Consider the following 14,942-nt stretch of genomic DNA (forward strand, 5'->3'; position numbering starts at 1 on the left):
GGGGCAGAGCGGGGCTAATGTCGGGTGTTTTTGCCCGTATTATCACGGTTGCGAAAAATATGGGTCACGTTATCGCTACCTTTTAACGCCACCGCTTCGCCCTGAGGCGCACTTTTGCTGTTCTGCACTTCAGCAATCGCATAGCGAAACGCCCGCTGGCGTGCCGGATCAGTTTCTGAGGCCGCCATCGCGCGCAGTTTTTCCAGCAGTGCGAGGGTGGTTACCGGTCCGGCTTGTTTTAACAATTGCAGCACGGCATCGCCCATGACAATGTCGGCCAGTTTTTCATCTTCACTTCTATACATAAAAGCTCTCAGTATCCGCGTTGCGTTTAGCATTGCCTGGTGCAGGTAAACCAAAGCCTAATCAACGACTGATAGTGTCGCTCTTCCTCTGTCGGAAATGTGTGACCTGCTGAGCGAAATTTTTCCCCGACAGCACCCTTAAACTTATACAACAAAAGTGCTTCTGTACAGGCGGGAGTGTCATCCCTTTCACTATTTAGCGCTTTAATGCGCGCTGGCGTTGCAGGTTGCTATTGTACTTAGTAGCATAGGTGGTTCAGGCAAGGACAAGGACAGTCCTCTTCTTCATAAAGCAGGGAAACAGCATGGCCATTTATGTATTGAAGCCCTTCGACCGAAATTTCAAAGGTGACATGATTGCGGACATCAAGCTCTGTCTGGCTGCCCGCGAATTGATTGCCGGACAGTATGAGGCCAGCCTGGGGGGTGGTGTTTATAAAAAACGTATTCCGCTCGGCGCCGGCAAAAGCGGCGGAGCCAGAGCCATTGTCGCGTTCAAATCGCAAAAACACCTGTTTTTTGTGAACGGTTACGCTAAATCGACCACGAAGAGTGGCATTCGTGAGATTAAAGAGGATGAGCTTAATCTCTACAGGCAGGTAGCCAGTCAACTGTTTGCCATGACGACTGAGCAGGAAAGAGCAGCGATAAAGGCGAGAAAAATGCGAGAGGTAATATGCGATGGTTGATCATCTAAAAGATCTGCAGGAAATCGCGCATGATTTTAACCCGCTGGGGGTGATTAGCGATGAGCTTACCGAAAAAATCGATTCACGTGTCAGATTACGTGAGCTGCGTACTTCTCTGCCGGTTTTACAACTGATGTCAGGCGAGGCTATCCGTCAGTTACGTGAGCGTCATGGTCTGAGTCAGGCCATGTTAGCCGCCTATATTGGCCTGTCTCCGGCCACCGTGGTGAAATGGGAGCGCGAGGAGAAAAAGCCAAATGGCGCTGCGCTGCGCCTGCTTAACCTCATTGATAGAAAGGGTCTTGAGGTATTGCGTTAAACATTTTTTGCGGCCACAGGAAAACGTGGCCTGACATTGCGTGACACAACGAATTTGTCGTGACGCCGCAGCCAAAATCACGCTGTGACGCCGGGTTGAAGTGATGAAAAACAGGCATAGATCTTATGCCTGTTAGTATCTATCCCGCCGTTACCCGCCCCGGCGCTAATCGCTGCTGCCCAGAATATCCATAAACTCCTGCACTGGCCGGTCGTAGACGTTCATACTGCCGGGACGATCGCTGAGCCAGGCTACAGCCAGTTCCCAGCACACATCAACGTCGCTGATGCGGCAATAATGCAGCGTCGTGCTGCGCGCTTTCACTACCTGTTCGGGCAGCAGGGCAATTCCCATATTACGCTCAACCAGACTCAGCAGGGTTTCCAGATCGCTGACTTCAAACGTCACTTTGCGGCTCAGCCCCTGCAGGGCAAAACTGTTGTCATTCACCTTGCGCGTGCCCTGGCCGGCTTCGAAATCGATAAACGACTGCTGCGCCAGGTGTGCCATGGTGACGTCCGACTGCATCGCGGTGAATCCGGCATAATCGCCGGCGAACGCTACCACGATTTCATCGCAGGCGATGATGCGCGACGACAGCCGGTCGGAGACTTCCTCCACCGGCATAATCGCCAGATCGATTTGCTGATCGTGCACTTTTGCATTGAGCTTCGCCGATGATCCCTGGCACAGCTTGACGTCAAAATCCGGAAAGCGACGAATAAAGGTTTCCAGTAATTGCGGCAGATCGATAAACGGCGGCACGCTTTGCACCGTGCCAATCGACAGGGTTCCAGTCTTAAGCGCCACGATCGCTGCCACTTCCTGCGACGCTTTTTCGACAAAGGCGCCGATGGTTCTGGCGTAATCGAGAAACACTTTCCCGGCCATGGTCAGGCGCACCTGGCGAGTGGAGCGGATAAAAAGCGGCGTGCCAAGTTCCTCCTCCAGCTGTTTGATCGAGGTGGACAAGGCCGATTGCACAATATGCATACTCTGTGCGGCGCGGGTGAAATTTTCATGTTCCGCCACGGCGATGAAGTGCCGCATCTGGCGCAATTCCATCAGTTATCTCCATAAAAGATGAATTTAATCACAATAATGAATTTTACAGATTAACGATACGCGGTAAAAATTTGTCCGGCAATCGCCTGTTCGCCGCGCGGTTTTGCAGGAAGGCAGAACAATGTCTTCTGTGCACCTGTACGGCGGCATTTAATGAGAGGAATCTGTTATGAGTTATGTTGCATCGCCAGCGCGTTATCAGACCAACATGCAGTACCGTAAAACCGGCAAAAGTGGCCTGGTGCTGCCGCTGATCTCGCTGGGGCTATGGCAGAATTTTGGCGGCGTTGACGTGTTTGAGACCGGCAGAGCGATCCTGCGCCACGCGTTTGATAACGGCATTACCCATTTCGACCTGGCGAATAACTACGGTCCGCCAGCGGGATCGGCTGAAGAGAACTTTGGTCGCTGGCTGGCGCAGGATTTTGCCCCGTATCGTGATGAACTGATCATCTCCAGCAAAGCCGGCTGGGATATGTGGCCGGGTCCGTATGGTGGCCCGACCGGCACCCGTAAGCATCTGATTGCCAGCTGTGATAACAGCCTGCGCCGCATGGGGCTGGATTATGTCGATATCTTCTACAGCCATCGCGTCGATCCGAATACACCGCTGGAAGAAACCATGGGCGCGCTGGTACAGCTGCATCGTCAGGGCAAGGCGCTGTATGTCGGCATCTCTTCCCATTCGCCAGAGCTGACGCGTCAGGCCGCTGCGATTCTGGCCGATGAGAAAGTGCCGCTGTTTATTCATCAGCCCAATTACTCGATGCTAAACCGCACTATTGAGCACGGGCTGCTCGATACGCTGGCGGAGCTCGGCAGCGGTTGCATTGCTTTTTCACCGCTGGCACAGGGCATGCTGACCAGTAAATACCTCAACGGCGTACCGCAGGGCGCGCGCGCCGGCGGCAGCGATCCGCGTCTTTCTGCCATGCTCAGCGAAGAGAACCTGGCAAAAATTCGTGCGCTTAACGCGATTGCTGAAGCGCGCGGTCAGACGCTGGCGCAGATGGCGATCGCCTGGGCGCTGCGTGATGAGCGGGTCACTTCTGCGCTGATTGGTGCCCGCACGGTTGATCAGTTAAGCGATTCCCTGCGCGCGCTGGACAACCTGACCTTCACGGCACAGGAGCTGGCGGACATTGATCGCTACGCCACCGAAGGCGGGGTGGATATGTGGCGCGTCTCTTCTCAACTTAAATAATGCCCGGCGCCGCGCAACGCGGCGCGTTTTATCGCTGCGCCTGCTGTAACCGCACGGCGCGGCGAAATGCATTGGGTGACTGACCCGTTTCACGCTTAAAAGCATGGCTGAAGGCGCTCTCTGAGGCGTAACCCAGCGTCTGCGCTACCACGGCCACCGCCTCATTTTCCTCCTGCAACGCACGCTCTGCCAGCCGCATGCGCCACGCCGTCAGATAGGCTATCGGCGTGATGCCGACCACCTGGCGAAAATACTGGGCAAAACGGGTGCGCGACATGGCACAGGCACGCGCCAGTTCGTCCAGATGCCAGTTGCGCGCAGGATCGCCATGCAGCCGCTGTAACGCCGGTGCCAATCGCGCATCGTTCAGCGCCCGCAGCCAGCTGGCGGGCAGTGCGCTGCTGGTTTGCAAATGCGCCCGCAGAATCTGGATGAACAGCAGTTGTGCCAGCTGGGCCGTTGCCAGCTGCGATCCCGGCTGGACATGCTGGCCTTCCTGCACCAGTTGATCCAGCACCCAGCGGAATGACGCCGCCTGCGGTGACGCCGCCGGTACCTGAATCCAGGGAGGTAATACGTGGGTCAGTAAACGACCACTGGCAGGATCAAGCAGTACATGGCCACCGATATGGACAAAATCATCACCGCTGCCAATCGGCGCATGGCCTTTTCCTGCGCCATAAAACACGCTCATGGCGTCAACCGGCGGCTCGTCCGGATGGCTGGCCAGCACGAAGGCGCGTTTAGCGCTCAGCAAGCCGACGTCGCCGGTGGCAAAGTGGAATGGTTCAGGTTCGCCCTCCAGTATGACCCAGCAACTGCCTTTGATAATGGCGAAGAATTTAATTTTATCGGGCGCAGGGAAACGCAGCGCCCAGCGTCCGCCTGCGGTAAAACCGCCGGTCAGCAATGATTCAGCGCGAACGAATCGCAGAATGTCGGAAAAGGGATCAAGGCTCATTTCTGTACTATCACGCAAGTAAAGTGCATTTACAAGCATTCAAAATCCGCCCTCCGCCGCTTAACGTAGAGCGCGTCGAATGAACGATGCTTGTGATGAGGAAGTAAAATGAGTAATGAAAAGGTTCTGGTTACCGGCGGCAGCGGGTTTATCGCCCAGTACTGCATTATTGCGCTGCTGCAGCAGGGCTATCAGGTGCGAACCACCTTACGTGATGCCGAACGTGAAGCTGAAGTCAGGGCGCATCTGTTGCAGGCCGGGGTGGCCGCAGACGAGGCGCTGCAATTTGTCGTTGCCGATTTAACGGCAGACGCGGGCTGGGAAGACGCGGTGGCAGGCTGTCGCTTCGTGCTGCATGGCGCTTCACCCACCCCAACCGGCAGCCAGGTAAGCGAAGCTGACTGGGTGAATCCGGCGATTGAAGGAAATCTGCGCGTATTGCGCGCCGCGCGCGATGCAGGCGTTAAACGTGTGGTGCTGACCTCGGCGTTCGGCGCGGTCGGTATCGGACATCCAGCGGACTATCCGCGCCCCTTTACCGAGCGCGACTGGAGTGATGTCAGCGGCGATGTGTGGCCGTATCAGAAATCGAAAACCCTGGCGGAACGCGCCGCCTGGCAGTTTATCGCTGAGCAGGGTAACGGTCTGGAACTGGCCACGGTGAACCCGGTGTCGGTGCTGGGACCGGTGCTGGGTGCCGACTATTCACATTCGATTCGCATTGTGAAGGAGCTACTGGAGGGGCAGCCAGGCTGTCCTGACATCAACTCATGTTTTGTTGACGTGCGTGACGTGGCCAGTCTGCACGTGCTGGCGATGACCCACGCCGCCGCGCAGGGGCAGCGCTTCCTCGCCAGTTCGGGGCACAGCCTGCCGCTTATTGAGGTGGCGCGCACGCTCAAAACCCATCTGGCAGCAGAAGCAGAGAAGGTTTCGCTGCAGCCAATGAGTGACGCCATGGTGCGAGCGGCGGCAGCGCAAAATCCGCTGATGACGGGAATGGTAAAACTGCTGGGCGTTGATATGAACGTCAGCGCCGCTAAAGCTGGCTGGCTGCTGAACTGGCACCCGCGCAGTCCGCAGGAGGCCATTCTTGCCACCGCGCGCAGCCTGATTGCGCTGGGGCTGGTAGCAAACCACTAGTCTGACTGCGGCATTTATCATCACCCTGGTGACGCGCAGATGCTATATAAATGATAACAATTATCATATATAGCGATTGATGAGGATATCATGCCGTCTCCACAGGTGATAAACGCCGACTGCTGTATCGTCGGCGGCGGTCCGGCCGGCTTAATGCTGGCCTATTTACTGACGCGCGCCGGCCTGCGCGCGGTCGTGATTGAGAAGCACGCCGATTTTCTGCGCGATTTTCGCGGCGACACCATTCATCCCTCAACCCTGGAGATCATGCACCAGCTGGGTCTGCTCGACGCGCTGCTGGCGCTGCCGCATCAGCGCGCGGAAAAGTTACAGGCGGAAGTGGGCGGGCAGGAGATCACCATGGCCGATTTCTCCCGTCTGCCGTTGCGCTGCCGTTTTATCGCCTTCATGCCGCAGTGGGACTTCCTCACTTTCCTCGCCGCCCAGGCGGCGCACTATCCCGGTTTCACGCTGCTGCAATCCACCGGTTTTGACGATTTTCTTCATCAGGATGGCGTAATCGCAGGCGTGAAAACGTTACAAGGTCACGAAATTCACGCGCCGCTGGTGATAGGCGCTGATGGCCGTAGCTCGGCGGTGCGGCAGAAAGCCGGGCTGGTGGGTAAAAGCTTTGGTGCTCCACGCGATGTGGTGTGGTTCCGGCTGGATAAACAGCCGGACGACCCCGAGCTGGGGATGGGCCACAAGGGGCCGAAGCAAAACTTCATTGTCATTGACCGCGGCGAATACTGGCAGTGCGGATTTACCATTCAGAAAGGCGAATTCGAGGCGCTGAAGCAGGCCGGGCTCGACGCGCTGAAAAACCGCATGGCAGAGGTTGCGCCGTTCAGCGTGGCGCGCATGGCGCAGCTGCAGGAGTGGCAGCAGCTGAGTCTGTTATCCATCCGTATCGATCGGCTGGACAAATGGATGAAGCCCGGCGTGCTGTGCATTGGTGATGCTGCGCATGCGATGTCACCGATTGGCGGCGTGGGCGTGAACCTGGCGATTCAGGACGCGGTGGCCAGCGCCAATTATCTGACGCGGCCCCTGCAAAACGGCACGCTCACGCTGCGCGATTTGGAGAACGTGCAGCGGCGGCGGCAGTTTCCGACGGTGGCGACGCAATTCCTGCAGATCAAAATGAGCAGCGGCAAGCGCCCGCGTACCACGCCCAGTAAGGTTCCGCAGCTCATCAGCCGCTATCCGTTTTTACGCCATCTGTTTGGCCGGTTGATTGGCATGGGCTTCCGCCCGGAACGGCCACGTCTCGCCGGAGAAAAAAACGTAGCCGGGTAATTATTGCAATTGCGATGCTTTTGTAACATTAAATTAACTTTTGCGGCGGGCTATCATTAAAAAAATTGCTTAATCGGAGGGGGGATTTAATCACTTTGTGCCTTATTTGTCGGCTGATATAACCTGAACGTCAACGCGATCTCAACGAAGCGTAAATGGCGTGAGGCGGGTGAATAGCGGGATTATGCGATGATAAAGGTTTTCTATTGATTTCAGCGGTGACACAAGGTTGGCGGAAGCCACAGTTTGATTATGGTTAAGGGGCATGACATAAACCATAAGAAACTGAGGAAGACAGCAGGTATGAAACTGGAAAACTTATCTCGCAGAAGCTTTATGGCCTTCGCGGCTGGTGGCACCGTGGCGCTGGCGGCCGGCAAGGTCCATGCCCACGACGGCAAGGTGGCGACTTATCCGGTCAATGATCCCAACCATCCGCGCGACCCTGGTCCGCACGATCCGGTGCGCGAAGCACTGAATCCGGATCTGGTCGATCCGCCAGCAACCGACAGCGGCACATTACCCAACCTGCGTTTTTCGTTTAGCGATGCGCATGTGCGCAAGGGCAGCGGCGGCTGGACGCGCCAGGTGACGCAGCGCGAACTGGGCATTTCCACCACCATTGCTGGCGTCGATATGCGGCTGGATAAGGGGGGCATCCGCGAACTGCACTGGCATAAAGAGGGCGAGTGGGCCTACATGCTGTACGGCAATGCGCGCATCACCGCGCTGGATACCGCAGGTGGCTGGTTTGTCGATGACGTCGGCGTGGGCGATTTATGGTATTTCCCGCCGGGCGTGCCGCACTCAATTCAGGGCCTCGGGCCGGACGGCTGCGAATTCCTGCTGGCCTTCGACAACGGCAATTTCGATGAAGACAGTACCTTTCTGCTCAGCGACTGGTTCAAACATATCCCGCCCGAAGTGCTGGCAAAAAACTTTGGCGTGCCGGCTGAGGTGTTTAACACGCTGCCCTCGCCGGAAGAGGAGTACATCTTTGCCGGGCAGGCACCGGACGGCGCGGCGGCTTCGGCGGTGAGCGGCGGGGTGAAATCGAAACAGGTCTTCTCGCATAAAATGCTGGCGCAGAAGCCGTTGACGCTGCCGGGCGGCACGGTACGCATTACTGATTCCAGTAATTTTACGGTATCGAAAACCATCGCCGCCGCGCTGGTGGAACTGGCTCCCGGTGCGATGCGCGAACTGCACTGGCATCCCAATAACGATGAATGGCAATACTATCTGGAAGGTCAGGGGCGGATGGGCGTGTTTGCCTCGTCGGGTCAGGCGCGTACGTTTGACTTCCGCGCCGGTGATGTCGGCTATGTGCCCTTTGCCATGGGGCACTATATCGAAAACACGGGTGACAAGCCGCTGCGCTTTCTGGAACTGTTTAAAAGCGATTATTACGCGGATATTTCGCTCAACCAGTGGCTGGCCAGCACGCCACCGGCGCTGGTGCGTCAGCATCTGCATCTCAGCGACACCTTCATGAAGGCGCTACAGCAGGAGAAGCATCCGGTAGTGAAATAGCCCGTGACCACGCGCAGCCGGTGCTGCGCGTTCTCTCCTGATACTGTCCACATCTGGCGTGCATATCCTGCCCGGAACCCTGTGGATAAACCTTTCGTTGCCCCGTGCCAGCTGAGCTGACCAGCAGGCGGTTATTTTCTGAACGGCCGCCAGCGCAGCGATTTCAGTTTGTCACGACGGGCTGCTGCCTGCATCACCAGACTCATCGCCGCGGGTAAAACCGTGAGCGTCACCAGCGTCGCCACTAACAGCCCACCGATAATCGCCAGCGCCATCGGTCCCCAGAAAACCTGACGCGAGATGGGGATCATACCGAGAATCGCGGCGCTGGCGGTGAGCACGATCGGCCGGGCGCGGTGTTCTGCCGCAGCCGCAATGGCCGCATCCGGCGGCATACCTGCATCAACGTTGTTATCTGCCTCGCTGATCAGAATCACCGCGTTGCGGATGATCATGCCAGCCAGAGCAATAACACCCAGCAGCGCCACAAAGCCCATCGGCGTGCCGGTCGGCAGCATGGCCAGCACAATGCCCGGCAGACCAAAGGGCGCCATCAGCAGGGCCAGCAGCAGGCGGGAAATCCGCCGCAGTTGTAACATCAGCAATACCAGCATGCAGAGCAGCGTGACCGGCAGGATAGCGATCACCGACTGGTTGCCCTTGTCAGACTCTGCTACCGCCCCGTCCTCGCTCAGGCGGTAACCGGCCGGCAAGCTGGCTCTGAAGGTGGCAATCAGCGGCGTGAGGCCGGCGGAGACGGCTTCCGCGCGCAAACCCGGCGCCGTATCGGTCTGGACGGTGATAAACGGCAGGCGCTGGCGTCGCCAGATAACGGGATCCTCCAGCCCCCACTGCGGTGTTGCGACCTGCGTCAGCGGAATTTTTGCGCCCGACGGCGCGGTTAGCAGCAGTCCGGACAGGCTGCTCAGATCATGGCGCGCTGCAGCGTTGCCCTGCAGCACCACATCAATCAGCCGGTTGCGATCGCGTACCGTGGTGATCAGCGTTCCTGACCAGAGCGTATGCAGATACTGAGCAATCAGGTCAGAAGAGAGGCCGGCTGCGCGCGCTGCCGTCTGATTCACCTGCAAGGTGATAACGCGTTCGGGCTCACCGGCGGTTTGATTGACGTCACGCGTCAGCGCTGAGCTGCCGAGCGCGGCGGCCAGCCGCTCTGCCAGCTGCTGCACCTGGCGATAATCCGGCCCGCTGATGCGATAACGAATCGGCCAGCCTACCGGCGGACCGAGCTCGAGCGGCGCGACGCGCGTGGTGATGTCGCTGAAGTCCCGGGCAAGCACCGCATCCAGCGAGCGCTGCAGTCGTTCACGGGCAGCCAGGCTTTTGGCCACGACCACCAGCTGAGCGCTGTTTTCATCGTCCAGCAGCACATCCATGGGCAGGTAGAAGCGTATCGCACCGGTGCCGACGTAAGACGAATAGTGGTCAACATCCCGGCTGGCGGAGACAATCCGCTCAAGGCGCTGCACCTGACGCAGGGTGGCCTGCTGCGACGCGCTGGCAGGTAGCGCCAGGCTCACCAGCAGCTCCGGCCGATCGGAGGCCGGGAAAAACTCGCCCTGCATATACGTGGTGCCGACGCCGGCCAGCAATAGCGCCAGCAACGCCATCGCCAGCGTCAGCATGCGGTGGCGCAGCACGCTGCTCAGCAGGCGGCGATAGAACTGGCTGAGGCGCCCGTTTCCGGCGCGGTGCTGCTTTAGCGTGGCCGGCAACAGCCAGCTGCCGGTCAGCGGTGAAAACAGCACCGCCACCAGCCATGAGCTGATGAGCGCCATCAGCACCACCGCAAACAGGGTATAGCAATATTCTCCCGCGCTGGAGGCGGCAAAGCCGACCGGAATAAAACCGGCAATCATCACCAGCGTACCGGTCAGCATCGGGAAGGCGGTGGTACTGAACGCCCAGGTCGCTGCGCCGGTGCGGGAATCGCCGGCCTCCAGCCGCGCCACCATGGTTTCCACCGTGATCATCGCATCGTCCACCAGCAGGCCCAGCGCCACGATCAGTGCGCCCAGCGAGATGCGCTGCAGGCCGATACCGGCCAGATGCATGCCGATAAACGTCATGGCGAGCACCAGCGGGATCGCCGCCGCGACCACCAGGCCGGCGCGCAGTCCCAGCGAGACAAACGAAACCGCCAGCACAATGATCACTGCCTCGCCCAGCACATCGACAAATCCGCTCACCGCCTGTTGCACTACCGCTGACTGATCGGCGATGCGCGTCATCTCAATGCCGTGCGGCAGCTGGCTGGCTTCGCTCTCCATGCGCGCCCGCAGTGCCTGGCCAAACTCCAGCATGTTGCCGGTGGCGGCCATCGACACGGCCAGTCCGATGGCCGGCTGGCCGTTAACGCGAAAAAGCGGGGCAGGCGGCTCGGCGGGGCGGCGCGTGATGGTGGCGATCGCCGTCAGCGGAACATAGCGATCGTTAACGCGCAGCGTAACCGCCCGCAGGCTCGCCTCGCTGTTGAACGCGCCGCTCACGCGCAGGGCGATGTTATCGGTGGCGGTGCGCACGCTGCCTGCCGGCTCGACGACGTTCTGCGCCCGTAGCGCCTCAGCTACCTGCTGCAAATCCAGCCCCATGGCGGACAGCTGGCGCGGGGAAAAAGCCACCACCAGTTGCTCTTCCTGCTCGCCCAGTAGCTGGATCTTACCCACATCCGGCAGACTCATCAGATCGCGGCGAATGTCGTCCACCCGGTCCCGCAGCTCGCGCGGGGAAAAACCGTCAGCAGTGAAGCTGTAAATCGTGCCAAAGGTATCGTCAAACTCATCGTTGACCGCCGGGCCCTGCACGCCCTGCGGCAAAGCCGGGGTCACATCCTGCATTTTTTTACGCACCTGGTACCAGATCCCGGCCACCTGCGCGGGCGGGGTGTCGTCACGCAGATTGACGAAAATGACTGTGCGGCCAGCGTGCGTTTCACTCTGCACATAATCCAGCCAGGGAATTTCCTGCAGCTTTTTCTCCAGCGGATCGGTGACCAGTCTGACCGTATCGTTGATGTCGGCACCTGGCCACTGCGCAGACACCACCGCAGTTTTGATGGTGAACGCCGGATCTTCGTTGCGCGAGAGTTTTTCATAGCTGACGATCCCGGCGGCCATGATTAGCAGCATGAGAAAGGCCATCAGCTGCTGCTGCTTCAGCGCCCAGGCAGAAAGATTAAACGCCGGTTTCATGCTGATCCTCCTGGCTGCCGGCAACGCGTTCACCGTCACGCAGGCTTCTGACGCCCGCCGTGATCACCCGATCGCCCGGCATGATGCCGGCGCGAATCCATATCGCATCTGCCGTGTAGCCGGCAATCGCGACCGTGCGCCGGATAACGCAGTTTTTCACCGGGTCGAGAATAAATACCGCCGGCTGGCCGGCCTGGCGGGTGAGCGCGGTGGCCGGAATCGCCATCACCGCATCCGCTGTCGTGTCAATCAGCGGCAGGGTGACGGCGACGCTGGCACCCAGCACCATCTCCGCGGGAGGATTGTCCAGTGTGATGCGCACCCGCCAGCTGCGTGTCTGGGCGTCGGCCTGCGGACTGACGTCACGCAGGTGCGCTTCGGCCATCACGGACGGATTCTGCAATAGCGCAACGCGGAAGCGGGCACTGGCCCGGCGATCGAGGGTTTCAGGTGTGGCAACGTCAAATACCACGTCACGGCCTGTGCCGGTCGCAACGGTAAACACCGTCTGCCCGGCGCTGACCACCTGACCGGCTGCGGCGCTGACGCCCGTCACCACGCCATCGTCAGGCGCGGTAAGGTGGGTCCAGCGCAGGCTATCCTGCGCATTTTTCAATGCCGCTTCACTGCTCTGCCGCCGCGCCAGCGCAGCCTGCCAGTCGGCGCTGGCGCTATCGAGCTGAGCACGGGCAATTGCCCCGGACGGCATCAGCAGGCGCATGCGGTGCAGATTTAGGGCCGCCACCTTTTCGGCCGCGCGGCTGCTGTTCAGCTCCGCCTGTGCGCTCGCCAGCTGATTCAGCGCGCCGGGACTGTCAAGCACGGCGAGCGTCTCTCCCTGCCTGAAGCGGCTGCCGACATCGGCGCTGCGCGTCAGAATCCGCCCCTCCAGCCTGAAACTGAGCGAGGTTTCATCGTGCGCGCGGATCTCGCCGGTCAGGGTTTGCTGCCCGGCGGGCACGGGCGGGCCAACCGTGATGAACTTTACCGGACGCGGTGGCGGCGGCGTGGGTGAACGCTTGCGGTCACAGCCGGTCAGCAGCAGGGCCGTCAGCAGCAGACAGGGCAGCAGCGGCAGCAGGGAAACCAGGTGGCGCGGATTAAGCAGGTGGCGCACACCCTGTTTGATCAGGCAGGGAAGCTCGTCGGTCATGGCGCAATTCCTTTATCAGTATTTGCGCCATTACACCGTGCGATTATCAAGAATCCGGCGATGTTCCATCAAGAGCGTGTCAAGAAGGGCAACAACGTCAGGCGTTGCGCGGCAACAAAATCTGTACCTGCAAGCCTCCCGTTGCCGGCAGCGTGGCATTAATCGTGCCGCCGTGCGCCTGGCAAATCGCCCGCGCAATCGACAGGCCCAGCCCGCTGCCGCCCGAGTGGCGGGCGCGTGACGCCTCACCGCGCGCAAAGCGCTCAAACATCAACGCCAGAAACGCCGCAGGAACGCCCGGGCCGCTGTCCTGCACGATGATTTCGTAATGATCAACGGTGTTGCGCGTGCGCAGCTGCAGCTGGCTGCCGCTTCCGGCATAGCGCAGGGCGTTTTCCAGCAGGATGGTGAAAACCTGCCCGAGACGGAACGGATCGACCGGCAGCAATGTCTCTTCAGCCAGCGCTACCCCGGTGCTGATGCGCGCTTCATCCAGCTGCGGTTTGATCCACTGCAGGCGCTCGCGCAGGATATCGGCCGGGTTACATCGGACTTTCTCCAGCGTGAGCTGGCCGGCATCCGCCAGTGACAGCAGATGCAGCTCATCGATCAGCCGGTGCAGACAACTGAGCTGCGCCATGATCAGGGCGAGCTGACGTGAGTCAGCGCTGAATACGCCATCAAGCAGCGCCTGCAGACGCACCATGGCGGCGTTGAGCGGCGACCGCAGCTCATGCGCCATGGCGACATGCGACGTACGCAGCTCTTTGTCGTAACGCGCCAGCTGGCGCGTCATGGCGTTGAAGTTGTGCGCGAACTGCACCAGTTCGGCGGGCGCATCCGGTGTCAACGCCGCCTGCGCACCGAAGTCGCCTGCGGTCACCTGGTCTGCCGCTCGTCTGAGCTGGCTGAACTGCGCAGAAAGCGGGCGCGCGTGGCGCAGCCCGAAATAGGCAATAAACGGAATGGTCACCAGCACCAGGATGCCGACGGTAATCCAATCCGAGGAAGCAATGGACGGGTCGGAGTAGCGTATGCCCCACCAGCTATCGATGATCTGGTGAAAGCGCGCGGGATCGCGTTCCGGATGCGCACGCAGGGCGAGAAATTCACGCAGAACCGCCGGCGGCATATGGTGCGTGATCCACAGGTACTGCACCGTGAAGCGCAGCCACATACACAAAGCTATCAGTACCACGGTACCGATAGCCAGCGTCAGAATGCGCAGACAAAGCCAGCGCCAGAGCGTCTGTGGGGATTTTTCTGTCATGGCTGGCGGAACCGATAGCCTACGCCGCGCACGTTGAGCAGCACGCCCGCCATACCGGCCGCTTCCAGCTTTTTGCGCAGGTTATACACGTGGGTATCAATCACCCGCTCCAGCGCGTCGCTGTCCGGCATACATTGCTCCAGCAAAAACGGGCGGCTCAGCGCGCGCACCGGTGCGCGCATCAGCGTGACCAGCAGCGTGAATTCGGTTGGCGTGGTATCAACGCAAAGCACGTTACCCGAGGCCTGCGTGACGGTAACCGTCATCGCGCCGCTGTTCACCTCCAGCCCCTGCCAGCGCAGGATCTCTTCCTGCGGCGTTTTTACCGCGCTGCGCCGCAGCACTGCCTGCACGCGTGCCACTACTTCGCCGGGATGATAAGGCTTGACCACATAATCATCCGCGCCGTAGCGCAGGGCACCGATGCGATCGGGCGTATCGCCCATGGCCGTGACCATAATCACCGGCACCTCGCTGCTGCGCCGGAGTTTTGCCAGCACCTCGGTGCCGTTCAGGCCGGGCAGCATCACATCAAGCAAAATCAGATCGGGCTGCCAGCGCAGGGCCAGCTCAAGTCCGCTCAGGCCATCCGCGGCAACACGCACCGCATAATTTTCCCGTAGCAGATAGGCCTCCAGCACCTCAGCCGCGTCAGCATCGTCCTCAATAATCAGGATATTTTTGGTCTGCATAACTCACCTTGACAGTTTCTTCATAAATCCCTGGCTGTTTGTTGACACAGCCCCGGGATACTTCGGCTTCGCGCTGCGGCTGCCCGGGCAAGGGGCG

General features: G+C 59.7%; 13 protein-coding genes. 6 read left to right on the plus strand and 7 right to left on the minus strand.

The window, feature by feature from the left end; all coding sequences use genetic code 11:
* Positions 1-14: 14 nt before the first annotated feature.
* Positions 15-305, minus strand: a complete 291-nt coding sequence (locus OXR61_RS10625) for a hypothetical protein (RefSeq protein ID WP_021508990.1) — start codon at positions 303-305, stop codon at positions 15-17.
* Positions 306-610: 305 nt separating this feature from the next.
* On the opposite strand from OXR61_RS10625, the gene OXR61_RS10630 reads away from it, so the two are divergent.
* Positions 611-994, plus strand: coding sequence for a type II toxin-antitoxin system RelE/ParE family toxin (locus OXR61_RS10630; RefSeq protein WP_021508991.1), 384 nt, complete (start codon positions 611-613; stop codon positions 992-994).
* Entirely contained in the window at positions 987-1,313 is a 327-nt protein-coding gene (locus tag OXR61_RS10635; protein WP_021508992.1) for a helix-turn-helix domain-containing protein, read from the plus strand. The genes OXR61_RS10630 and OXR61_RS10635 overlap by 8 nt, the downstream gene beginning before the upstream one ends.
* A 165-nt stretch (positions 1,314-1,478) precedes the next feature.
* Here the strand turns inward: OXR61_RS10635 and OXR61_RS10640 are convergent, their stop codons facing one another.
* Positions 1,479-2,378 carry a LysR family transcriptional regulator gene (locus OXR61_RS10640; RefSeq protein ID WP_021508993.1) on the minus strand — a complete coding sequence of 300 codons (900 nt, stop codon included), beginning with the start codon at positions 2,376-2,378 and terminating at the stop codon, positions 1,479-1,481.
* A 169-nt stretch (positions 2,379-2,547) separates the two neighbouring features.
* Between OXR61_RS10640 and mgrA the strand changes: the two genes are divergently transcribed.
* Entirely contained in the window at positions 2,548-3,582 is a 1,035-nt protein-coding gene (mgrA, locus tag OXR61_RS10645; RefSeq protein ID WP_021508994.1) for an L-glyceraldehyde 3-phosphate reductase, read from the plus strand.
* Between the two features lie 28 nt (positions 3,583-3,610).
* On the opposite strand, the gene OXR61_RS10650 is transcribed toward mgrA, so the two are convergent.
* On the minus strand, positions 3,611-4,543 hold the full coding sequence (locus OXR61_RS10650) for an AraC family transcriptional regulator (RefSeq protein ID WP_021508995.1): 933 nt from the start codon (positions 4,541-4,543) through the stop codon (positions 3,611-3,613).
* Positions 4,544-4,651: 108 nt separating this feature from the next.
* On the opposite strand from OXR61_RS10650, the gene OXR61_RS10655 reads away from it, so the two are divergent.
* From OXR61_RS10655 to OXR61_RS10665, 3 genes are all read left to right on the plus strand, one after another.
* Positions 4,652-5,686 (plus strand): aldehyde reductase, encoded by a 1,035-nt coding sequence (locus tag OXR61_RS10655; protein WP_021508996.1) that lies wholly within the window; start codon positions 4,652-4,654, stop codon positions 5,684-5,686.
* Positions 5,687-5,776: 90 nt separating this feature from the next.
* Positions 5,777-6,985, plus strand: a complete 1,209-nt coding sequence (locus OXR61_RS10660; RefSeq protein ID WP_021508997.1) for an FAD-dependent oxidoreductase — start codon at positions 5,777-5,779, stop codon at positions 6,983-6,985.
* Positions 6,986-7,321: 336 nt separating this feature from the next.
* Complete coding sequence (locus tag OXR61_RS10665) at positions 7,322-8,518, plus strand: cupin domain-containing protein (RefSeq protein WP_031279991.1); 1,197 nt, start codon at positions 7,322-7,324, stop codon at positions 8,516-8,518.
* 131 nt (positions 8,519-8,649) lie between these two features.
* On the opposite strand, the gene OXR61_RS10670 is transcribed toward OXR61_RS10665, so the two are convergent.
* The 4 genes from OXR61_RS10670 to OXR61_RS10685 form a co-directional block, all read right to left on the minus strand.
* Positions 8,650-11,730, minus strand: coding sequence for an efflux RND transporter permease subunit (locus OXR61_RS10670; RefSeq protein WP_267412060.1), 3,081 nt, complete (start codon positions 11,728-11,730; stop codon positions 8,650-8,652).
* Positions 11,714-12,883 (minus strand): efflux RND transporter periplasmic adaptor subunit, encoded by a 1,170-nt coding sequence (locus OXR61_RS10675; RefSeq protein ID WP_021509000.1) that lies wholly within the window; start codon positions 12,881-12,883, stop codon positions 11,714-11,716. The genes OXR61_RS10670 and OXR61_RS10675 overlap by 17 nt, the downstream gene beginning before the upstream one ends.
* A gap of 97 nt (positions 12,884-12,980) precedes the next feature.
* On the minus strand, positions 12,981-14,153 hold the full coding sequence (locus OXR61_RS10680; protein WP_021509001.1) for an ATP-binding protein: 1,173 nt from the start codon (positions 14,151-14,153) through the stop codon (positions 12,981-12,983).
* The gene (locus tag OXR61_RS10685; RefSeq protein ID WP_021509002.1) at positions 14,150-14,845 is read right to left on the minus strand and encodes a response regulator transcription factor; all 696 of its coding nucleotides are present in this window, start codon (positions 14,843-14,845) and stop codon (positions 14,150-14,152) included. Before OXR61_RS10685 ends, OXR61_RS10680 begins: the two co-directional genes overlap by 4 nt.
* Positions 14,846-14,942: the final 97 nt, after the last annotated feature.

The sequence above is a fragment of the Pantoea sp. GM_Pan_4 genome, from assembly GCF_026541005.1.
Lineage (GTDB): Bacteria > Pseudomonadota > Gammaproteobacteria > Enterobacterales > Enterobacteriaceae > Pantoea > Pantoea dispersa.